Raw genomic sequence first — 21,912 nt, 5'->3', positions numbered from 1 at the left:
AGGGATTTAGTCCTAAATTAAAGTATAAAGCTAAGAAATTACTCCCGAACCAACTAATTCATTTTCTAAATACCAAGCAACAAATTGTCCTTCTGTAATAGCAGATTGTGGTTCTTCAAACTCAACATACATTCCGTCTTCAAACTGATATAAAACGGCTTTTTGCAAAGGCTGACGGTAACGAATCCTAGCCATTACTTCCATTTTTTCTCCAGCTTTCAGTGCCATATCTTCTCTAACCCAGTGTACTTCAGTTTTTCCAACAAAAAGTGCTTTTTTAAATAAACCAGGGTGTTGGCTTGACAAACCTGTATAAATAGTATTAGTTTCCACATCGGTTGCAATTACAAACAAAGGATCTGTAGTTCCTCCTACGTTCAGACCTTTTCTTTGTCCAACTGTAAAATAGTGAGCTCCTTGATGTTTCCCAACCACTTTTCCCATTGTTGGAAGATATTCTAATTTTCGAGATTCAAATTTTAATCGCTCTTCCGAAGAAAGTTCACCTGATATTTCAGAATTATAAATCGGATCGTTTTTATCGACCTGAACAATTTTCCCTTCTTTTGGCTGTAGTTTTTGCTGCAAAAATTCTGGAAGACGAACTTTTCCAATAAAACACAAACCTTGAGAATCTTTCTTTTCTGCTGTAACCAACTCCATTTCAGCCGCAATTTCACGAACTTCTGGTTTAGTTAAAGCGCCAATTGGGAACAAAGCTTTAGACAATTGCTCTTGCGAAAGCTGACATAAGAAATAAGATTGATCTTTATTATTATCTACTCCAGCAATTAATTGATAAACCGGTTTTCCGTCTACTTCAATTTCGCTTTTTTGACAATAATGTCCAGTTGCAACGTAATCTGCACCAAGACTTAAAGCGATTTTCATAAACACATCAAATTTGATTTCGCGGTTACAAAGCACGTCAGGATTTGGAGTTCGTCCTTTTTCGTATTCGTTGAACATGTAATCAACAATTTTTTCTTTGTATTCTTCGCTTAAATCAACAGTTTGAAACGGAATTCCTAGTTTTTCAGCAACAAGCAAAGCATCGTTACTGTCTTCAAGCCAAGGACATTCATTAGAAATAGTAACCGAATCATCGTGCCAATTCTTCATAAAAAGGCCAATTACTTCGTATCCTTGTTGTTGCAATAAATAGGCTGCAACACTAGAATCTACTCCACCTGAAAGTCCAACAACTACTCGTTTCATTTTGAAATGTTTAATTTTTTAAGGTTGCAAAGGTACGCCAAATAATAGAAAATTGCACAAAGGTTTGCATTAGTTTAAGTAATGCTGCTGTAGATAAAACTTATTGCTTTTTTAAGTACATTTAATCATACATTTTTACAGCATGAAAAAATACATTTACAGTCTATTTTTCCTTCTCGCTCTAACTTCTCTTAGCGCGCAGCGATTTAGCGCCTCTTTGCCAAATTATGAAGCATATAAAGTATTTAGAGGAAAACCTTTGTCGGATAAATTTTCGAATATTGAGTCTGTAAAAGTGATTTACGATCTTCGAAAACAGAAAATGTATTATTTCAACAGCAGCGTTATTCCGCTTCATTACGATTTTGTAGTTAATTATTTAGGCTACAGCCAAGATCTTGAAATATTCAACAATGAAAATTATAGCGATACAGAAAAAAACAGGGATTTTCTTCTCGGAAATTTAAATCACATTAAAGGAACCGACAAATGGATTTTTGAACTGGCTGCGTCCGATCATATGCCTTTGCCTTTGATTGAACGTTTTTTTAATATGGTCAAAAACTCCACATTTATTGGCGAAAAATTAAAATTTTATCTAAATAATTCAGAAATGATGGAATGGTTTCAGCAACAAAAATTCAAAATTCCTTGCGTAAAATCAGATTATATTTTTGGAGAAATTAAATATCAAGAAGTTGTTCGAGGAACAAATATTGGAATTTTGAAGCAATACAAAATTAAAGAATTAGAAACCGTAAAACCGAATTCTGACGAAATTATTATCTTGGATGGAACGCCAGATATCCTCCCGAATGTGAGAGGAATTATTGTAAACGAACTTCAAACTCCACTAAGCCATTTGGTACTTTTAGGTAAAAACAGAAAGATTCCGATTATGGCGTACACTGATATTGAAAAAGACAATAACATCAAAAGATTGCTTTCTAAAAAAGTAGAATTAAAAATTCAGGTCGATACTTTTTTCATAAAAGAAACTTCCAAGAAAATCCCTATAAAATCAGTCGAAAAAAAGAAAAAACTAACGATTGACAATTCTATCACCGAATTAGTCAGTTTATCGACAATTCCTAAAAAAGGAGTGAATTATATTGGTTCGAAAGCGCAAAACATGGCGTATTTGATTGCAATTTCAAAAGAAATTCCTTTTAAAACTCCAGAAGATGCACATGCCATTCCGTTTTATTTTTATACGCAACATATTCAGAAAGCTTCTATTTCTCCTTTAATTGCAGAACTTTTGGCTTATCCGCATAAAGATTCTACAATTTGGATTAACAAGCAACTGAAAAAAATTAGAGAGGCTATAAAAAAAGAAAACGTTGATCCCGCATTGATTGCCAAACTAAATGAAACTTTTAAAAATGCAAAATTCAAAAACTTCAGATTTCGTTCGTCAACAAATGCAGAAGATTTAGATGATTTTAATGGTGCAGGATTGTACGATTCTAAAACTGGAATATTAGGCGACAGTGTCAAAACTTTCGAAAAAGCCATAAAACAAGTTTGGGCAAGCGTTTGGAATGAAGCCTCGTATAACGAAAGGGAGCTTTTTGGAATCGATCAGCAAAATATTGCAATGGGAGTTTTAGTGCATCGCTCTTTCCCTGATGAATTGGTAAATGGCGTAATTATCACTAAAAATATATTTAGAGCTAATTTCCCAGGTATTACAGTTAATGTTCAAAAAGGAGAAAATTCGGTTGTAAAACCCGAAAAAGGGGAAATCTGCGAACAATTTGTTGCTTATCATTTTAATGACGGAAAAGACGAAACTGATTTTGATATTGATTACACGTCCAATTCCAACTTGAACAATAATGAACCTTTATTGACACGAAAAGAAATGAGCAATCTTTATGATGTCAGCAAGAAAATTGAGAGTAAAATGTATCGCTATTGGCGTAAAAACCAATTTCATCCTGTAGATATTGAGTTTAAAATTGTCGGCGAAAAAAGAGATTTATATATCAAGCAAGTCCGTCCTTTCAACGATTAGTAGAAAACTAATAAATCTATTTCGTTGGCAGATGTATTGATTAAAACAATTCTAAAATCAAAATCTTCAATCTTTATTTTCTCCTGAATGGACTTTCGAATTGCTTCTGAGTTCAAAGAAAAGTTTTCATCAAGCGGAATTTTCAAATCGACAGAATTCAGATATTTTGAAACTTTTTTATTTACGATCACCGAAGCGGCGATATAAAATCCGATGATAGTGATTTGAAAAAACAAAAGCAATTCTATCTTTTCAAATGGATACATAATGTCCAAAATTGACAAAGTTATTGTCGCAAAAAGAAATATTATCGCATTGACGGTAAAAGATTGTGTTCTAAAACGGAGTATCGAAAAAATCGCAAAAAGTCCGAAACCAATTCCGACTCCAATTTCTATTTTGGTAAAAAGATAACAAAGAGAAAAAGTGCAAAGTCCCACAATAACCATTAACGGATTTATGGTGGCGTTATCTTTTCTATTAGAGAAAAAATACAAAACCAAAATCGAGAAAAACAGCAATAAAAATCGTCCTAAAAGTTCTTGCAAATCCATTAGTTGGGCATAATTGGTTAATCAAAAGTAAACATTTTAAATTTAACCATTTATTTTTTTAAACAATGAACCTCAGCTTTTAAAACTATTATTTTTTAGTTGTTCCTCCTTTTTCAGCAGCTTTATTGGTATTTTTAGGATCGCTCATATTAACTTCTTTAACCAATTTTCCTTTTTGATAAAACTGCCAAATTCCTGCTTTTTTACCATTTATAAATTTACCTTTAGAAGCAATCGATTTGTCTGAATCGTAAAATATAGCATCTCCGTTGTATTCGTTATTTTTAAAATTGGATTCTTCAAGAAGCGTCCCATCGATTCCTATTTTTTTATATGCTCCTTCTTGCAAACCATTTTTATATCTCATTTCTTCTGCAACATTGCCATTTGGATAATAAATCGTTTTTAAGCCTTCCAATTTTCCATTTTTATAATTCTCTACCGTCATTACAATTTTAGAAGCTTTATGATAATATTTCCATTCGCCTTCACGAGCTTTACCGATTTCTTTCCCTTCGCTTACTTTGTTTTTATTTTGATCGAAAAAAATGGTGTACGAACTTCCATCATTTGCGCTAAAATCTCTTGTAGCGATAATGTCTCCCTTCTTTGTATCATCAAAAAATTTAAAAACACCCGTTTCTTTTCCATGATCAAAAGTGCCCTCGTAACGCGGGCGTTTAGATTCTGCATAAGTTCCTTTCCAAAGTCCGTCTTTTTTTCCTGCAGCATCAAGTTTGTTACTATCAGTTTGCGCATTCGAAACCAATGCTATTAGGAACAATAAACCAAATAAGATTCTTTTTGAGATCATGATAAATTTTATTTTATATGCTTAACGAAAAACTGAATTATAAAGTATAATGGTATAAAAAAATCCCGATAAATCGAGATTTTTTTATTTAGAATTATTTCTTCTTTTTATTTGCCTGAGCTGCTTTTGCCGCTTCTTGCTGTTCCATTACTTCTTGAAGACGCTGTTGGAACTTACTTGGCTTTTTAGGTTCTCTTTGCTTGTTCTCTTGAATCTGAGCGTGAATTTTATCACTGTCTACAATATAATTCTTGATCACAAACATAATTCCGATTGTAATTAAGTTCGAAATAAAGTTGTATAAAGATAATCCAGAACCGTAGTTGTTGAAGAAAATTAACATCATTAATGGCGAAACATAAATCATGATTTTCATCATTTTTGCCATATCCGGCATTCCTTCTTGTTGAGGAGCAGCCATTTGCTGATCTCCAGAAGTCATTTTCATGTAGAAAAAAATCGCAATTGCTGCCAAGATTGGGAACAAACTGATGTGATCTCCATACATTGGAATATTGAAAGGTAATTTTACAACCGAGTCAAAAGAAGATAAATCGTCTGCCCAAAGGAAGCTTTTTTGTCTTAATTCAAACGCTGCAGGGAAAAACTGGAACGATGCATACATAAAAGGCAACTGAATCAATGCTGGGATACATCCTGCCATTGGGTTTACACCTGCTTTGTTGTATAGTTTCATTGTCTCCTGTTGTTTCTTCATTGGGTCTTTTTTGAATTTCTCTCCCAACTCTGCAATATCAGGTCTTAAAACTTTCATTTTTGCCTGAGACAAGAATGACTTATACGTAATTGGCGACATAGCCAATTTGATGATAATGGTAAAAATAATGATCGCAATTCCTAAAGACAATCCAATTGTTGAGCTTAAGAAACCGAATAAAGGAATGAAAATCCATTTATTGATCCATCCGAAGATTCCCCATCCTAATGGAATAATCTTTTCGAAGTTTTTATCGTAAGCTTTTAAAGTTTTGTAATCTGCAGGACCCATATACAAATTCATCTTGTAATCGATCTCTCCATTAGAAAATGCTAAAGGCAAACTAGCTCTAAACTGCTTTGTAAAAACAGTATCGATTTTTTCATCTTTAACTAAATCGTCAGATTGTAATTTTGAAGTTTCAAAAGGTTTTTCTGTAGATAAAATAGTGGTAAAGAAATGCTGTTTGAAAGCTACATAACTAACTTTTGTAGGCGTCTCTTCTTTTCCTTGTCCGCGAGAAGTTACATTATTATATTTCGATTCTTCGTATTTATAATCGATTTGTGCATAACGATTTTCATACGCAACGCTTTTTTCGTTTCTGTATGTTTTTAAATCCCATTGCATATCAACTGGCTTAACAGCATTTAAAACTCTGTTTAAACCTTGAGAACGGATATCAAAACCAACTAAATAATCATTTGGTTTAAGAATATATTTATATTCTAAAAATTCGTTAGCTCCTGCTTTCAAACGCATAGATAAAACTTGGTCTGCACCAATTTTTTCTAATGTTGGTTCAAAATACAAATCTTTAGAATTTAATGTTCTATTATCTGTAGTAAGAAGCTGTAAATTTAAATTTGAGTTGTTATTTTTAATTAACTCAACTAATTGACCAGAACCTTTTTTTAATCTTTCGAATTCTTTTAAAGTCGCTTCAACAATATAACCACCTTTATTAGCAATCTTCAATCTTAATTTTTCGTTTTCGATTGTAGTGAAAGCTTCTTTTGCAGAAGGAAGTGTTGCAGAATAAGCAAATCCTCCTAAAGTTTTTTGCAATTGTGCCAATTGAACTGTATCTCCAGGAGTTACAGCAGCAGCTGGTAATGACGCAGTTTTAGCTTTATCTGCTTTTGCTTGTGCTTCTTGTTTAGCAACTAATTCTTTCTTAGCTTTTTCTGCAGCGATTTCTTTTTCAGAAGGCTGATTCTGGTACATAATCCAAATCAAAATTCCGAATATCAATACAAAACCGATGATCGAATTAAGGTCTAATTTTTTTTCTTCCATTATAATTTAAAAAAGTTATTCATTGAAGTCTATTAGTACTGAGTCTATCTCAAAAGTTACAAACTTCTCCAAATATTAATTACTGTTTTTTGTGTGCATTTACAGCAGCTGCCACAAAGTTTACAAAAATAGGATGCGGATTCGCAACTGTACTCTTATATTCTGGGTGGTATTGTACACCAATGAAAAATGGGTGGTTTTCAAGCTCTACGATTTCTACTAAACCTGTATCTGGGTTAACTCCAGAAGCTTTTAAACCAGCTTTTTGCAATTCATCAGCATATTTATTGTTGTACTCATAACGGTGGCGGTGACGCTCCGAAATAGTTTTTTCTCCGTAAATTCTATACGCTAAAGTGTCTGGTTTAATATCACATTTCCAAGCACCTAAACGCATTGTTCCTCCTTTGTCTGTTACGTTTTTCTGTTCTTCCATTAAGCTCACAACTGGATGAGACGTTTTCTCGTTCATCTCTGTTGAATTCGCTTCAGCGTAACCTAAAATATTTCTAGAATATTCGATAACAGACATTTGCATTCCTAAACAAATTCCGAAGAAAGGAATGTTGTTTTCACGTACAAAACGAACCGCTTCGATTTTTCCTTCAATACCTCTTTCTCCAAAACCTGGAGCAACTAAAACTCCGTCAAGAGATCCTAATTTCTCTTCTACATTCTCAGCATTAATATGCTCTGAGTGAATCGAAATTACATTTACTTTAGTTTCATTTGCAGCACCTGCATGAATGAACGCCTCTAAAATAGATTTGTAGCAATCTTGCATTTCTACATATTTCCCAACCAAACCAATGTTTACCGTTTGTTTTGGACTTTTTAATCTTTTTAAGAAAGTATTCCAAGTTTTTAAATCTGGAGATGCTTTTTTAGGAAGATCTAATTTCTTTAAAGCCACAACATCTAATCCTTCTTCAAGCATTAAATTTGGAACTTCATATATTGTAGAAGCATCAATAGATTGAATAACCGCTTCTTTCTTCACATTACAGAATAAAGCTAATTTTTGGCGTAATTCCTGAGACAATTCGTGCTCTGTTCTACAAACCAAAATATCGGCTTTGATACCACTCTCCATTAAAGTTTTAACAGAGTGTTGTGTTGGTTTTGTTTTTAATTCTCCCGCTGCAGCCAAATAAGGAACTAAAGTTAAATGAATAACAATTCCGTTATTTTCACCTAACTCCCAAACCAATTGACGAACAGATTCTATATAAGGTAGAGATTCGATATCACCAACAGTACCACCAATTTCAGTAATAACAATATCATAATCGCCAGATTTACCTAGCAATTGCATTCTGTCTTTGATTTCGTTTGTGATATGAGGAACAACTTGAACTGTTTTTCCTAAAAATTCTCCTCTTCTTTCTTTTTCAATAACCGAAAGATAAACTCTTCCTGTAGTAACGTTATTAGCCTGAGAAGTAGGAACGTTCAAGAAACGCTCGTAGTGCCCTAAGTCTAAGTCAGTTTCAGCTCCATCGTCTGTCACATAACATTCTCCGTGCTCGTACGGGTTTAGTGTCCCTGGATCTACGTTAATGTATGGATCAAATTTCTGAATAGTCGTGCGGTATCCTCTTCCTTGTAACAATTTTGCCAAAGATGCCGCGATAATTCCTTTTCCTAATGAAGAGGTCACACCTCCTGTAACAAAAATATATTTTGTTTGATTCATTCTGTTGTTGTTTGTAAGTAGTTGTGTAAAAAACTTGGCAAAAGTACAAATTTAATTAGACAATTTGCTAATTAGAAAATTAGAAAATGTATCAATTAGAAAATTTAAGAAATAGATAAGTGATATTAGAAAACAATGAATTAAATTCACTTTAAAGCAACATTTTAATGTTATCTCTCTAAACATTATCTAATTTTCTTATTTTCTCATTATTTAATTATTTTATGGTTTAGGATATTGCTTTTTTATATTTCGAATTAATTCTTCTAGACCGTTTAGTTTTAATTCGTAAATAAGTTGCAGTTGTTGCCCAAGCTCTCCTTTTGGAAAACCCTTATTATGATACCAAACGACATAATATTCTGGAAGATCAATTAAATATTTTCCTTCATACTTTCCGAAAGGCATTTTGGTGTGGGCTAATTTTATGAGTTGTTTTTTGTCTTGTTCCATAGTTTAGAAGAGGAAAGAAGCAAGAGGAAAGACTGATTCGCCTTTTCGCTTATTTCACTGTATGCAAAACTACTATTATTTTTTTCTTTTGCCACTCCCGATAGTCATCGGGATAAAATAATTATCAGTTTAAATCTTAGCATCTCAGTATCTCAGCAACTTAGAAACTAAACAAAAGAAGCAAGAAAAAAGAACTTCTTTTCGTTCCCTCTCCCTGCTTCAAAAATATTATCTATTCTAATTGTCTAGAAACTAAAAAAACTTAGAATCTTAGCAACTTAGAACCTTAGTGTCTTAATAATGCCATCTCACAAAAGCCTCCATAGCCGCATAAGTTGCTAAACCTAATTGGTGGTACAATTCAGCTGTTTCGCGGTTTCTGTCTTCTGCTCTCTGCCAGAACTCTCTTGCGTCTGTTCCCTGGAAAACAACTCCATCTTTTTGAGATTGGTGTTTGAAGATTCCGTGACGTTTTGCTAAAACCTGATCTGGACTCATTGGAACTGCCATTTCAACTTCGTCAATTCCCCATTCTTGCCAAGCTCCACGGTACAACCATAACCAGCAGTCGTTCATGAATTCTTTTGGTTTTAAAACTTTTACTGCTTCAAAAATAGCATCCAAACAAACTTTGTGCGTTCCGTGTGGATCTGCTAAATCACCAGCTGCATAAATCTGATGTGGTTTAATTTTCTCAATTAAATCAACTGTCAACTGAATATCTTCTGGTCCGATTGGTTTTTTCTCAATTGTTCCTGTTTCGTAGAAAGGCAATTCCATAAAGTGAATCTGAGAATCTGGAAGACCTACGAAATAACTTGTCGCTCTCGCCTCTCCTTTTCTGATTAAACCTTTAATATAACGAACTTCAGGAATATCAATTTCACTGTTCTTTTTGTTCTCTAAGAAAGCTTCTGCTTTTTTGTAAATATCATCTGCTTCTGGACTTTTGATTCCGAATTTCTCGTTGTAATCAATTACGAATCTTGCAAAACGCAAGGCCTCATCATCAGCAACTGCAATGTTTCCAGAAGTTTGGTAGGCCACGTGAACTTCATGACCTTGCTCTTGCAAACGCATGAAAGTTCCTCCCATACTAATGATATCGTCATCTGGGTGCGGAGAGAAAATCAATACACGTTTTTTTGCTGGCTCTGCTCTTTCTGGACGGTTTGAATCGTCTGAATTTGGTTTTCCACCTGGCCAACCTGTAATTGTATTTTGTAATTTATTAAAAATCTTAATATTGATATCGTAAGCCGGGCCTGAATCTGCCAACAAATCACTCATACCATTTTCGATATAATCTGCATCTGTAAGCATCAAAATTGGCTTTTTAAGATCTAGTGCTAATCCTAAAACTGCTTTACGGATTAATTTATCTGTCCAAACAATTTTCTCAACCAACCAAGGCTTATTAACTCTGGTAAGTTTTGAAGAAGCCTCTTTATCTAAAATAAAAACTGCATTATTGTGCTCTTGCAAAAATGAAGCTGGAACTCTGTTTGTAACTTCATCTTCAACAGATTTCTTTACAATACTTGCTTTTCCTTCTCCCCAAGCCAATAAGATTACTCTTTTTGCTTCCATGATTTTTTTAACTCCAAGCGTAATTGCAGTTCTTGGCGTATGGTTCAAACCATAAAAATCTTTACTTGCCGCAACTCTTGTAATGTGATCTAAAGCCACTAAACGCGTTTTAGAGTTTTGAAGCGAACCTGATTCGTTAAAACCAATGTGTCCGTTCCCTCCAATTCCAAGAATTTGAAGATCGATTCCGCCTAGAGCTTCAATTTTAGCTTCATATTCATGGCAATAATCTGCAATTTGCTCTTTCGTCAAAAGTCCGTCTGGAACGTGAGCGTTTTCAGGTAAAATATCGACATGATCAAACAAAAGCTCTTTCATGAAACGAACATAACTGTTGATTGAATTTGGTTCCATTGGATAGTATTCATCCAAGTTAAAACTGATTACGTTTTTAAAACTCAACCCTTCTTCTTTATGCAAACGCACTAATTCAGCATACAATCCTTTTGGAGAAGAACCTGTTGCCAAACCAAGAATACATGGTTTTCCTTCTTTTTGCTTTTCTTTGATTAAAGCTGCAATTTCTTGCGCTACTTCTTTTGAAGCATCTGTTGAGTTTTCAAAAACAACAGTATTGATGTTTTCGAATCGTTTTTCGAAACCTGTTGCTTTGTCGATTTTACTTTTTAACATGATATATTAATTTTTTATTTTTTGTTCAACTAATTCCATTTCCTGTACTTATGCCCTTTTACAGCATAAAACAAAATCATTGCATACGACGGCAGTAACATCAAATACGCCAACTGATTTCCACTTTTTGAAACATCTTGCATATTTTTTGCAATATTTGCAGAATTAATACTTTCTGTGATCATTCCGTAAAAAAGTGGAAAAACTGCCCCACCGATAATTCCCATAATCAAAATAGCGCTTCCGATCTTTGTATAGCCTCCCAAATCCTGCAAAGCCATTGGCCAAATTGCCGGCCAGCACAATGCATTTGCTAATCCTAAAAATGCTACTAATAATATTACTAATGGTATATTTGGAGTTCCTGGCAATGCGATCATTATTTTTGGCGAAATCAAAACAATTGCTAAAACCAGCACTAAACCAAGCATTCCAGACACTTTTAAAGCTGTCACTTGCGAAACATATTTAGGAATCAACACTATTCCAAGAACGTATCCAACAACCATTGCCGACATTGTAAATGAGGTTAATTTAAGATAGAAATTCCCTTCTGTACCATAAACTCCAAGCTGTTTTCCGAAAGCTCCGATAGAATCTCCGGCCAAAACTTCGGCAGACAAATACAGCATCAAAGTAATGACTCCTAAAACTAACTGCGGATATTTGAAAGCATTTTTAATCTGTTGAAAAATACTGAGTTCAGAAACATTTCCTTCTTCGTCCAAATCAATTTCTGGTAGTGGAGAAAATTTCACAAGCAAAGCTAAAACAGTAATAATCAATCCCATATAAAGATACGGTGTTTGCAATTGTAAAGCAAGAGAATTTAATGCACTCGTTTTTGCAGCTTCATCCATCAAAGCAATTTTATCGGATGTAAAGTCCTGCATATTAGACAGAACCAGAACTGTAAGCACAATTGGTGCTACAAATCCAGCTAGTTTATTGGCAATTCCTAAAACACTGATTCTCGCCGCAGCACTTTCTCTTGGCCCAATTACCACCACATATGGGTTTGATGCTGTTTGCAGAACTGCCAATCCAGTTCCCATTATAAATAATGCCAATAAAAACAAGAGAAATGTACGACTTGAAGCCGCTGGATAAAACATAAAAGCTCCAGCAGCAATAATCAATAATCCTAGAGAAATTCCGTTTTTATATCCTACTTTTTCAATGATATAGGAGGAAGGAACTGCCATTACAAAATAGGCAATATAAAAGGCGAAAGTCACAAAATAGGCTTGCGAAGAGGTTAGTTCGCAAGCTAATTCAAAAAACGGAATTAGTGGTCCGTTAAGCCAGGTTACGAATCCTAGAATAAAAAACAATAAGGTTAAAATAACCATCGGAACAATGGCACTTTTTTTCTCTGCTTGTAATGTACTTTGAATGTTTGTCATAATTTTTGGTTGATTAGTTTATAGATTTATTTAATTCAAAATCTAAATTAGAATCAACTCTCACATTATTGATTGCGTAATTTATGCAAATATCTGCATTTTTTTTGCAAAACAAAAGTAGTACATTAAATTTCCTTATTTCCTAATTTAGATATGAAAGTTTTGTTAATTTTTGTTATTCCAATTTAAATCAGGATAATATTTTGCCAAATATGTTTTTACATCGGCAATATCTTCTTTGGCTGTTAGGTCTGGAACGTGCTCAGAAAACGGAATTCCGACCGTCGTATTCGGATTTTCTTTTACAGAGTTTAAAAGTACAGTTGGCAGCTCCTTTTCGTCACGCTCTGGATGAACCGGACAATTTTTAAGATGTGCATATAAGGTTTTGCCATTAAACTTAAAAGCATTCATACTGACACGTATTTTTCCTTCTGTATCTTTATATTGTTCCAAAACATCTTCTGAAGGCTTTTCTAAAATATCCAGCAACTGATTATTTGCATCCAATTTAGCAATTGCAAAACGAGAAATACGCTCTAACGGAAAATCCATTGCGTCACGGTCATAACTTATAAAAGCATTCGGACTATCTGTTTCCCTTAACTTACGCAATGCTTCTACCGAATACAGATTATCGCTATTGCATACTGAATAAAATTGAGAGTTTAGCTCTGGATATTGCTCTACCGCCTGAAACAAAGCATCTGCCGTTCCAAAAGGTTTTACTCTTCCTTCAGGAATGTACTGAATCGCAAATGAAATATTAAGTCCATGAAAATCATTATCTTTCATTTTACTTCCATAAAACTCTTTAAACAATTCGCCTTGTTCCCCTATAATAATATAGATGTTTTTATACCCCGCTTTTTTCGCATTCCATAAAAGATAATCCATTAAAGGCCTTCCGCTTGCACCAACACCTATTAAACCTTTACTTCTTTCATTAGCTTGCGCAATCTCTTCTTGAGATAAATTATTCGTGATCGCTTCTTTTTTCATTCGAGAAGAAGCTCCACCGGCTAAAATCACTAAACTGTCATGCATTTTATTTTAATTTTCAATATTATCAATAATTCGTACTCCTGGATCCACATTTACCGCATAGGCTTCTTGCGCTCCAGCATCTAAAATCGCTTTAATAACCACATCCTCATTTTCAGGATCTGCAATTACAACAATGCTTCCGCCGCCGCCAGAACCCACAATTTTAGCGCCGTACGCTCCTGCTTTTAGCGCTGCATTTACCATTTCATCAATTCTTGGAACTGTAATTTTCAATAAATCGCGTAAAACTTCATGATGCCCATTCATTAAAGCGCCAATTTTTTTAAGATCCAAAACTGGCTTTTCAAACTCCTTTAAAGCTTCTTTTGTATAATAAAAGTTTTTGACTGCCGCCTCAAAAAACGGAATCAGACGATCTGGAAGGCAGTTTTTATATCTATCTACATCTTCAATTTCTGAAGTATAAAGATCAAACAGGGGGTAATTTTGCTTTACCATCTCAATTGCCATCAAAGCATTCCCTTTCAGTTCCCCTAGCAAACCAATTGTTTCTTTTGGCACACCTGAAACACCTGTGATCAAACCTTTTAATTCTGTTCCTATTACATCAAAAGAAAAAGGCTTTTTAGTATTAATGTACACGATATTCCCAACTCCAATGCTAAAATGATCCATCATACCACCTGGCTCTCCGTGTTCTAATACTTCTGATTCATATCCTAACTTGGAAAGAAAATCTGGCGTAACTTCATGATCAATTCCAAAAGCTTCTATCAAAAAGCGGATCCATGCCATTAACAAAGCAGAAGAACTTGATGTTCCTGAGTTTATTGGAATATCTCCTGTAATCGTAATCGTGTAGCCTTTTGTTGGTATGCAACCGTATCTGCGTAATACACGCAACGAAGAAGCAAAATAATCTCGAGGTTCTAATTTTTCAAATGAAGCATATATATCTATAACCCGAATCTCATCAATATCAATCATATTGAGAACGAAAGTATCGGTTTGATTTTCATTTGCAATTAGTTTAATATTTCGATCAATAGCGCAGGCTATAACAGGCAATCCTAAATAATCTTGATGATCTCCAAAGAGACAGGTTCGACCTGGCGCTGAAGCTGTAATTTTTCTCATTAAAAACAAGATATTAAAATACTAAAAAACAGGGTTTTAAAGTATATTTTGATTAGTAAATTTATTCTGATTTTGGGTTTTAATTTTACGAAACTATAGATTATATTTTGATAAAACAAATAAATTTAGAAAAAATGTGCTCGAACACACTTAAAAATGTTCTCGAGCACATTTTTCAAATTAGCCAAACTATTATTCCAAAAAATTAAATGTAATTTATATATTTGCTTATATGGATAAAAAATATACTATTAAAGACATTGCGCAAATGGCCGGCGTTTCTAAAGGAACTGTCGACAGGGTTTTGCATAATAGAGGAAAAGTTTCTCCTGCGGCACTTGAAAAAATCAATGAAGTCTTGAATGTTATTGATTATGAGCCGAACCTAATTGCAAGAAATTTAAAAAACACTAAAATCTATAAAATCTGTGTTTTGCTTCCAGATCCAGAAATAGATTCTTACTGGCTTCCGTGTGTCAACGGTATTAAGGATGCGGTAAAGGAATTTAAGCCTTACAGTGTCAATATTAGTATTCATTATTTTAATCCAGAAAGCAAAAAATCTTTCGTTAATACGAATGAAACGGTTTTAGGTCTTGAACCTGATGCTGTTTTAATAGCTCCTGTTTTTCATAAAGAAACTATTGAAGCCGTTAAGACGTATGCTGAACTGGATATTATTGTCAACACTTTCAACAATCAGGTAGAATCGAATTCTGTAAAATGTTTTGTGGGTCAGGATCTTTACAAAAGCGGTCGTGTTGCAGCAAGTTTAATGAATCTTGTTTTGTCTAAAGGACAAATCGCTATTGTCCATATTGATGAAAGTCTGAAAAATGCCGTCCACATGCAGGAAAAAGAAAAAGGTTTCAGAAGTTATTTTGAAGAAAAAAATCTAAACTCTTTTACGTTGACAACACTAAAACTAAAACATCCGAATGTTGAAAGTAAGTTTTTAAATTTCTTAGAAGAAAATCCTGATTTGACTGGTATTTTTATCACAACTTCTAAAGCGTACCAAATTGCTAATACGCTTTCAACAGTAAAAGACAAAAAGAAGATAGCACTGATTGGTTATGATTTAATAGAAAAGAATGTTAGCTATTTAAATCAAGGATTACTTCATTTTTTAATTCATCAAAATCAAAAAAGACAGGCTTATTTGGGCGTGAGCACATTAGCAGAACATTTCTTGTACAGCAAAGAAATTCCTGAAACTATTTTATTGCCAATCGACATTATTAATGTCGAAAATGCTGATTTCTATATCTACTAAATTCTCTTAAAAAATTACTCTTCGAGAATAAACTTTCCAAATGAAGAAGGAATATGAAAATTGGGTGTTTCTGTGTTTGGATTCACCCAGGAAATCCATGTTGGCTCGTATTCCATATTTTCGTTTTGCGAAAATTTTGCACGATAAACACCTGCTTCGATTACATTATTTTGAATTAAATCTAATTCTTTTAGAGAAGACATACTTATTCTTCCCTGAACGGTAAAAGAATTTGGATTTTTAAACGAGTAGATGTCCAATTGTCCTTTTGGCCATTTCCAATCGTAATCAAAATTCCAATTAGGATACGCTTCAAAATCTAAAATTCGAGTATCAACATCCATTTCTAAACAATAATACGGACTCAATTTTTCATCTTTTCTAAAAAAGAGCTCTACTCTATCTGAGTTGCAAATACTGTCTGTAGAATCGTCTTTTCTATCAATGTAAATTTCAGAATCAAAAACTTGAAAATTAAAATATAGATAATCAAAATCCCATCTTGCTCTGAATTCGATTTTAGAAAATGATTCCGTTTTCCAAGGCGAACAAAAATCGGTCAGACAATTTGCTTTTTGCCAAAAATCAGCATCTAAATTTTCGATATCTACTTTTTCACTTTGTTTAACGAAACCGACTTTGTAGGCTTTTAAATCTGAACTCATTTTTCTGTTTTTTAATTCAATTTTTCAAAATATAAAACGTCGTTTTAAGGTCGCATTTTCGATTTCAAAAAACACACTCTTTTTCTTTCTTTTAAAAATGCTAATATAAGGCAAACTTTCTAAGAAAATCCAATCTCATTTTTCTAAACTTTCAAAACAAAAAAATAAGAGAAAGAAAAAACTCACATCTCAAGCTCTTAAAAATCTTTGATTAATTATTAGAATTTAAAATCATCAATTGCGAAATTATCAGTAAAAAATCAAAGCACTTTATATTCTGTAAAAAATAAAACTTCCCGCGAAGAATCCGATTAAATCAGACAACTGTTGATTTTACATTTTATTTTAAAAAATCATCAACTTTTTCAGCCAAAAAAAATGATTGCTACAATTTTATGTGCTCGAGAACATAAATTTTGTGTGTTCGAGCACATTTTTTGTGTTTTTTCTTGTTTTATAAATTTTTAATCTATAGTTTCGTCGAACAATTAGAATTTACACCATCTTTTTTGCATTCATTTTCGATCATTTTTAGCTAAAAAAATTGAATTTAAAAACTAAAATTCTAATCTGTAAAAAGAAAAATAAAACGACTAAACAAGGACTCAATTATTAACCAAAACCTAACCAGAGTATGAAAAAAGTATTCGCTAAAAAGTCTAGTACTTTTAGAATGCATTCAGTACTTGAAAAAAGCTTAAAAACTGCTTTGTTTTCATTGTTGTCTTTAAGCATTCAAGCAGCGTCTGCAGCACCCATTAGTGAAATCGTTTCAAACAAAACCAGTTTATTAGCATTTCAAAAAATTGTTAAAGGGAAAGTAGTAGATGAAAAAGGGACTCCAATTCCTGGAGTTAATGTTGTGATTAAAGGAAGTAAAACAGGCGTTCAAACCGATATGGATGGTAGCTTTGCCATTGAAGTACCAAGCGCCTCAACGATATTAGTATTTTCATTTCTTGGAATGCAGGAACAAGAGGTTGCTGCAGGAAATTCTTCTTTAAAAATTACAATGAAAGAATCAGACCAACAAATGGATGAAGTGGTTGTAGTGGGATATAGCAAAGTAAAAAAAGAGAGTTTAACTGGATCGCTTCAAACATTAGACAACAAAAAAATCGTTGACGTCACAACTCCAGCAGTAGAAAATATGCTTGCAGGAAAAGCGACAGGAGTTTTTGTAAACACAGGCGGAGGCCAGCCTGGATCTGTTGGAAAGATTATTATTCGTGGTAGAACTACTGTAAACGGTAGTACAGACCCGCTATGGGTTATTGATGGAGTAATTGTTGGAAATAGCTCTGGGAACATGAATCCAGCCGATATTGAAACGCTTACTGTTCTTAAAGATGCTGCTTCTACCGCAGTTTACGGTTCGCAAGGTGCCAATGGGGTTATTGTAGTAACTACAAAAAGTGGAAAAAAAGGAAAACCATCTATTAGTTTTTCTACAAAAACTGCAATGACTATGATCAACAACGGAAATTTTGATATTATGAATGGTTCAGAATTATATGATTTATATGATTCTTTTGCTAACAAAGAAGATTTTCAAAATGTTTGGTGGTGGAACCCAGAATTGAGAAACAAAAACTACGATTGGTGGAAGAATGGCAGTAAAACAGGAATAGCAAACGACTACAACTTGTCGATCAGCGGAGGCGGAGACAATTTTAAAAGCTATGTTTCTTTAGGATATTATGATGAAACTGGTGCTATAAAAGGTTACGACTACAAAAGATATAATGGGTTAATGAAATTTGAATACAAACCGAATACTTGGTTTACATTGCGTCCTCAAATTAACTTAACGAAACAAACTACTTTTGATCAACAGCATTCTGTAGGTGCTTTGTACGGTAACATGCCTTGGGATAGTCCCTCTTTAGAGGATGGCACTTTGGTAGGAAATGCTCCAAATCCGACTTGGGTAAATACAACTGGATCAAATTATTTGTATGATTTACAATGGAATTACGGTGAAACTGAAAATTACACGGTTCGTGCTAATTTAGATTTTGACATCAAACTTACAAGCTGGCTGACTTTTGCTTCTGTAAACAACTATATTTTTGGAAACTATAATTCAACCTACTATTCAGACCCAAGATCTTCATCTGGAGAAGCGGTGAAAGGAAGAATTGAAGATTATTTCAGTACTTATGATAGAATATACACCAATCAGCTTTTAAGATTTAATAAAACTTTTGACAAACATAGCTTTAATGCTGTTGCAGGTTATGAATGGAACGAATACAATTCTAAATACAGCAACGGAATAGCAACGGGAATTCCGCCGGGAATCGTGGTTGCAGATGCTGCGGCAGTTCCAGAAAAAGTAGCGGGAGGAAGATCGCAATGGGCAGTACAATCTTTATTGTCAAATGTAAATTATTCTTATGATGACCGTTATTTGGCACAAGTTTCTTTCCGTCGTGATGGAGCTTCAAACTTTGGTAAAAATGCACAATACGGAAATTTCTTTTCTGTAAGTGGTGGATGGAACATCCATAAAGAAAGCTTTTTCCACGCAGATTTTATTCATAACTTAAAATTGAAAGCGAGTTATGGTTCAGTAGGAAACAGACCAAATAGCTTGTACCCTCACCTTCCATTATATTCTTTTTCACAAAGTTATAATGAAAATCCAGGTGCTTTAATTTCACAATTGGCCAATCCAGATTTAAGCTGGGAAAAAACATATACAGGTGATATTGGTTTAGATATCGGATTATTCAACCGAGTGAATATTACTTTAGATTATTACAACAAAAATACTTCGGATCTTTTGTACAGAGTACCTCTTCCAGGTGTAATTGGTGTAACCAGCATTTGGAGAAACGTTGGAGCAGTAAATAACAGAGGTTTTGAAGCATCCATCAATGTTGATATTATTAAAAATGACAATTTTAAATGGTCTGTTGATGCTAATATTGGTACAAACAAAAATAAAGTAACAAGTCTTTACGGTGGTAAAACACAAATTATCGTTGGAGACGGAAGCGGTATTGCTGGTTCTGCGAGTAAATTACTAACTCCAGGAAGAGATGTTGACAGTTGGTACTTAACAGAATGGGCTGGCGTTGATCCTGAAAATGGAAAACCACAATGGATGACAACCGATGCAAATGGAGCTCGTGTTAAAACGTACAATTATGGAGATGCTTCTAAAAATCAAAAAGTAATTGGAGCTTATACTCCCGATTTCTTTGGAGGTTTTTCTACCAATTTGAATTATAAAAACTTTGATTTTGCTGCCGTTTTCAGTTATTCTGTTGGTGGAGAAATCTACAACTACGCGAGAGCAGAATTTGACTCAGATGGAGCTTATACCGATCGTAATCAAATGAATTTGCATAGCGGTTGGAGCCGTTGGGAAAAACCTGGAGATATTGCTACACATCCGCAGGCGATTTACAACAATCCAAGCAACTCCAACAAAGCTTCTTCTCGTTTCTTAGAAACTGGAACTTATGTAAAAATGAGAAGTATGACTTTAGGCTACAACATGCCAATCGAAAGTCTTTACATTTCTAATTTAAGACTGTACATCGCTGGGGAAAATTTATTTACGATTACTCATTATTCTGGTGTTGATCCTGAAATTCCGCCAATCAACGGCGCTATTTCTGGTGTTGCAACACAAGTGTATCCTTCGACAAGAAAAGTGGTATTAGGACTTAATTTAACTCTTTAAAAACAAAATCATGAAAAAGCTATTTTTATTATTTACAGCAATTAGTTTCCTGTCTTCATGTGAGTTAGACAGAGAGCCATTTGATTCCTACACACAAGACAAAATTCAGGAAGATAAGGAAGCTTCTATTGAAGTTTTACTAAACGGATGTTACGCACAGCTTAAAGGCTGGTCTGATGTTATGCACCGAGTTGGCGAGTATCCTGGTGACAATATCATGATTAGAGGAACTTCTACTGATTCTTTTTATTCTTTTATTTCCTATCAGCATGTTACCAATAACGATCGTTTATCTGTTTTTTGGAATAACAGTTATAAAATCATTTCTCAATCAAGTGATTTAATTAAAATTATTAAAGAAGGAGAAAGTGATGCTGTAGATCAACAATTGGGAGAAGCTTACTATTTAAGAGGTATGATTTACTTTTATTTGTGTAAAACTTACGGAAGACCTTACGCACAATCTCCTGAAACTAATTTGGGGGTGCCGATTGTAAATGGACTTCCAGCAGATTTAAACAATTTGACTTTACCAGATCGTTCGACTGTAAAAGATACTTACGCTCAGGCAATCAATGATTTGAAAAAAGCTGAAACTTTAATGAATGCAAATAAAACGGCTGCTTATGCAACGAAAGAGGCCGCTCAAGCAATGCTTTCCAGAATCTATTTGTATATGAGTGGTACTTATGAAACACCAAATCAAGAGTATGCAACTCAGTCTATCGAATATTCAAATAAAGTAATTGCTAGTGGTCGTTACAATTTATTGAGCCGTGCAAGTTTTATGAAATATAATACTTATGCTCCAGATGCTCCGGAACAAACAGAAACCATTTTTGCAGTGAAACAAGTGGCTTCTGAATTCTCTGGATATGATCATTATTACGGAATTGGGGGTATGTATGCCAACATTCAAGGTCAAGGCTGGGGAGAAATGTATGCCAGTGCAAAGTATTTAGATCTGCTTAGAAAAGCGGGAGGAAAAAATGATGCACGTTGGGCCTTTATTGATCCGCAATATGCTACTGATGATGCAGGAAACAAAACAGAAGCTTTCCGTTTTATTTACGATGTATTTAATGCAGGAGGAACCCAAACTGGATATAATTACATGCAACAACCTTTAAAACGTAATCCTGATGGTTCATTTTATATTACAATTGGAACAACAAATTACAATTTGACAACTGTAAACGCCGCAGAAAATCAGTATTCAATTGTTTATGAAGGAAAAAACTATACGGGCGAAAAAGATTACATGATGCTTTTAAATCGTGTGTATCCAATGTATTATGTTACAAAATGTTCGCTTCAAGATAATGATTCTCACTTGCACTCGCCTATTATTTCGAGATTGGCTGAAATGTATTTGAATCTGGCTGAAGCGTATGCCAAAAAAGGAGATTACAGCAATGCCTTAACAAATTTGAATAAAGTAAGAGAAAGAGCAATTTTAGGCGGAAGCTATACTTCTTTAAACAGTACAAATGCGGTACAAAGAATTGACGAAGAACGTCAATTAGAACTTGCTTTTGAAGCACATCGTGGTTATGATGTTTACAGAAACGGACAAACTATGATACGTCGTTACCCAGGTCCTCATTTACCAATGAATGATGTTCCGGCAACAAGTCTGCGTGTAGTTCAGTACATTCCACAATCAGAAATTAATGCATATCCGGGAACATTAACCCAAAATCCATAATCGTTTTAGATTTGTTTATT

General features: G+C 33.9%; 15 protein-coding genes. 4 read left to right on the top strand and 11 right to left on the bottom strand.

What is annotated here, in order from left to right; translation table 11 throughout:
• Positions 1–30: 30 nt before the first annotated feature.
• Positions 31–1,218, bottom strand: coding sequence for a tRNA 2-thiouridine(34) synthase MnmA (gene mnmA / locus ABTV69_RS12460; RefSeq protein ID WP_433829200.1), 1,188 nt, complete (start codon positions 1,216–1,218; stop codon positions 31–33).
• 142 nt (positions 1,219–1,360) lie between these two features.
• Here mnmA and ABTV69_RS12455 point away from each other — a divergent pair, with 142 nt between their 5' ends.
• On the top strand, positions 1,361–3,238 hold the full coding sequence (locus ABTV69_RS12455) for a PEP/pyruvate-binding domain-containing protein (RefSeq protein WP_433829198.1): 1,878 nt from the start codon (positions 1,361–1,363) through the stop codon (positions 3,236–3,238).
• Here the strand turns inward: ABTV69_RS12455 and ABTV69_RS12450 are convergent.
• From ABTV69_RS12450 to ABTV69_RS12410, 9 genes are all read right to left on the bottom strand, one after another.
• Positions 3,235–3,792, bottom strand: a complete 558-nt coding sequence (locus ABTV69_RS12450; RefSeq protein WP_433829196.1) for a DUF4956 domain-containing protein — start codon at positions 3,790–3,792, stop codon at positions 3,235–3,237. The two genes, ABTV69_RS12455 and ABTV69_RS12450, sit on opposite strands and share 4 nt — an antisense overlap.
• Positions 3,793–3,880: 88 nt before the next feature.
• Complete coding sequence (locus ABTV69_RS12445) at positions 3,881–4,606, bottom strand: toxin-antitoxin system YwqK family antitoxin (RefSeq protein WP_433829194.1); 726 nt, start codon at positions 4,604–4,606, stop codon at positions 3,881–3,883.
• Positions 4,607–4,700: 94 nt separating this feature from the next.
• Complete coding sequence (yidC, locus tag ABTV69_RS12440) at positions 4,701–6,623, bottom strand: membrane protein insertase YidC (protein WP_433829192.1); 1,923 nt, start codon at positions 6,621–6,623, stop codon at positions 4,701–4,703.
• A gap of 79 nt (positions 6,624–6,702) precedes the next feature.
• Complete coding sequence (locus tag ABTV69_RS12435; RefSeq protein ID WP_433829191.1) at positions 6,703–8,319, bottom strand: CTP synthase; 1,617 nt, start codon at positions 8,317–8,319, stop codon at positions 6,703–6,705.
• A gap of 222 nt (positions 8,320–8,541) precedes the next feature.
• Complete coding sequence (locus tag ABTV69_RS12430) at positions 8,542–8,772, bottom strand: DUF3820 family protein (RefSeq protein WP_135220046.1); 231 nt, start codon at positions 8,770–8,772, stop codon at positions 8,542–8,544.
• A gap of 294 nt (positions 8,773–9,066) precedes the next feature.
• Complete coding sequence (gene nagB, locus ABTV69_RS12425) at positions 9,067–10,995, bottom strand: glucosamine-6-phosphate deaminase (protein ID WP_433829189.1); 1,929 nt, start codon at positions 10,993–10,995, stop codon at positions 9,067–9,069.
• A 29-nt stretch (positions 10,996–11,024) separates the two neighbouring features.
• Positions 11,025–12,401, bottom strand: a complete 1,377-nt coding sequence (locus ABTV69_RS12420) for a sugar MFS transporter (RefSeq protein ID WP_433829187.1) — start codon at positions 12,399–12,401, stop codon at positions 11,025–11,027.
• Between the two features lie 165 nt (positions 12,402–12,566).
• Complete coding sequence (locus ABTV69_RS12415; protein ID WP_433829185.1) at positions 12,567–13,448, bottom strand: sugar phosphate nucleotidyltransferase; 882 nt, start codon at positions 13,446–13,448, stop codon at positions 12,567–12,569.
• A 6-nt stretch (positions 13,449–13,454) separates the two neighbouring features.
• Positions 13,455–14,546, bottom strand: a complete 1,092-nt coding sequence (locus ABTV69_RS12410; RefSeq protein ID WP_433829183.1) for a mevalonate kinase family protein — start codon at positions 14,544–14,546, stop codon at positions 13,455–13,457.
• Positions 14,547–14,778: 232 nt separating this feature from the next.
• Here ABTV69_RS12410 and ABTV69_RS12405 point away from each other — a divergent pair, with 232 nt between their 5' ends.
• Positions 14,779–15,822 (top strand): LacI family DNA-binding transcriptional regulator, encoded by a 1,044-nt coding sequence (locus ABTV69_RS12405; RefSeq protein ID WP_433829181.1) that lies wholly within the window; start codon positions 14,779–14,781, stop codon positions 15,820–15,822.
• Positions 15,823–15,836: 14 nt separating this feature from the next.
• Here the strand turns inward: ABTV69_RS12405 and ABTV69_RS12400 are convergent, their stop codons facing one another.
• The gene (locus ABTV69_RS12400) at positions 15,837–16,487 is read right to left on the bottom strand and encodes a sugar-binding protein (RefSeq protein ID WP_433829179.1); all 651 of its coding nucleotides are present in this window, start codon (positions 16,485–16,487) and stop codon (positions 15,837–15,839) included.
• Positions 16,488–17,121: 634 nt separating this feature from the next.
• On the opposite strand from ABTV69_RS12400, the gene ABTV69_RS12395 reads away from it, so the two are divergent.
• Complete coding sequence (locus tag ABTV69_RS12395; RefSeq protein ID WP_433829177.1) at positions 17,122–20,184, top strand: SusC/RagA family TonB-linked outer membrane protein; 3,063 nt, start codon at positions 17,122–17,124, stop codon at positions 20,182–20,184.
• A 10-nt stretch (positions 20,185–20,194) separates the two neighbouring features.
• Positions 20,195–21,892: a RagB/SusD family nutrient uptake outer membrane protein gene (locus ABTV69_RS12390; RefSeq protein WP_433829175.1), complete on the top strand. Its 1,698-nt coding sequence runs from the start codon at positions 20,195–20,197 to the stop codon at positions 21,890–21,892.
• Positions 21,893–21,912 lie beyond the last annotated feature (20 nt).

This window comes from Flavobacterium anhuiense, from assembly GCF_050990855.1.
In the GTDB taxonomy this organism is placed as follows: Bacteria; Bacteroidota; Bacteroidia; order Flavobacteriales; family Flavobacteriaceae; genus Flavobacterium; species Flavobacterium anhuiense_C.
This window is presented reverse-complemented; position numbering and strand designations above follow the sequence as displayed.

Coding starts and splice junctions, on each gene's coding strand:
- ABTV69_RS12415 (WP_433829185.1), bottom strand. CDS start 13,448: ATGCATGACAGTTTAGTGATTTTAGCCGGTGGAGCTTCTTCTCGAATG.
- ABTV69_RS12400 (WP_433829179.1), bottom strand. CDS start 16,487: ATGAGTTCAGATTTAAAAGCCTACAAAGTCGGTTTCGTTAAACAAAGT.
- ABTV69_RS12405 (WP_433829181.1), top strand. CDS start 14,779: ATGGATAAAAAATATACTATTAAAGACATTGCGCAAATGGCCGGCGTT.
- mnmA (WP_433829200.1), bottom strand. CDS start 1,218: ATGAAACGAGTAGTTGTTGGACTTTCAGGTGGAGTAGATTCTAGTGTT.
- ABTV69_RS12430 (WP_135220046.1), bottom strand. CDS start 8,772: ATGGAACAAGACAAAAAACAACTCATAAAATTAGCCCACACCAAAATG.
- ABTV69_RS12395 (WP_433829177.1), top strand. CDS start 17,122: ATGAAAAAAGTATTCGCTAAAAAGTCTAGTACTTTTAGAATGCATTCA.
- ABTV69_RS12450 (WP_433829196.1), bottom strand. CDS start 3,792: ATGGATTTGCAAGAACTTTTAGGACGATTTTTATTGCTGTTTTTCTCG.
- nagB (WP_433829189.1), bottom strand. CDS start 10,995: ATGTTAAAAAGTAAAATCGACAAAGCAACAGGTTTCGAAAAACGATTC.
- ABTV69_RS12390 (WP_433829175.1), top strand. CDS start 20,195: ATGAAAAAGCTATTTTTATTATTTACAGCAATTAGTTTCCTGTCTTCA.
- ABTV69_RS12420 (WP_433829187.1), bottom strand. CDS start 12,401: ATGACAAACATTCAAAGTACATTACAAGCAGAGAAAAAAAGTGCCATT.
- ABTV69_RS12445 (WP_433829194.1), bottom strand. CDS start 4,606: ATGATCTCAAAAAGAATCTTATTTGGTTTATTGTTCCTAATAGCATTG.
- ABTV69_RS12410 (WP_433829183.1), bottom strand. CDS start 14,546: ATGAGAAAAATTACAGCTTCAGCGCCAGGTCGAACCTGTCTCTTTGGA.
- yidC (WP_433829192.1), bottom strand. CDS start 6,623: ATGGAAGAAAAAAAATTAGACCTTAATTCGATCATCGGTTTTGTATTG.
- ABTV69_RS12435 (WP_433829191.1), bottom strand. CDS start 8,319: ATGAATCAAACAAAATATATTTTTGTTACAGGAGGTGTGACCTCTTCA.
- ABTV69_RS12455 (WP_433829198.1), top strand. CDS start 1,361: ATGAAAAAATACATTTACAGTCTATTTTTCCTTCTCGCTCTAACTTCT.